The 443-nt window shown below is 60.7% G+C and carries 1 protein-coding gene; it reads right to left on the bottom strand.

What is annotated here, in order from left to right:
- A partial coding sequence (locus HMPREF2675_RS11630; RefSeq protein WP_283127818.1) for a tetratricopeptide repeat protein occupies positions 1 to 443 on the bottom strand: 443 nt, incomplete at both ends.

Here is a 443-nt window from a genome sequence, read left to right as displayed (position 1 = left end):
ACATCACGCCCAAACTATATTGGGCTTGGGCATTCCCCTGCGCTGCCGCCTGCCGATACCATTTGACTGCTTCGGCATCGTCTTGGTGCACGCCTTGTCCGTTGGCATACATCAAACCCAACAAAGCTTGGGCTCGGGCATCCCCCTGCGCTGCCGCCTGCCAATACCATTTAACCGCTTCGGCATCGTCTTGGCGCACGCCGCGTCCTTCGGCATACATCGCGCCCAAATTGGTTTGGGCTGCGGCATCCCCCTGCGCTGCCGCCTGCCGATACCATCTGACCGCTTCGGCATCGTCTTGGAGCACGCCTTGCCCGTTGGCATACATCACGCCTAAATTGGTTTGGGCTGCTGCATCCCCCTGCGCTGCCGCCTGCCGAAACCATCTGAACGCTTCGGCATCGTCTTGGGGCACGCCTTGCCCGTTGGCATACATCACGCCT

This window comes from Neisseria sp. HMSC061H08 (assembly GCF_001836795.1).
Lineage (GTDB): Bacteria > Pseudomonadota > Gammaproteobacteria > Burkholderiales > Neisseriaceae > Neisseria > Neisseria subflava_A.
Note: the sequence above shows the minus strand (reverse complement) of the source record. Positions and strands in the feature narration are given on the sequence as shown.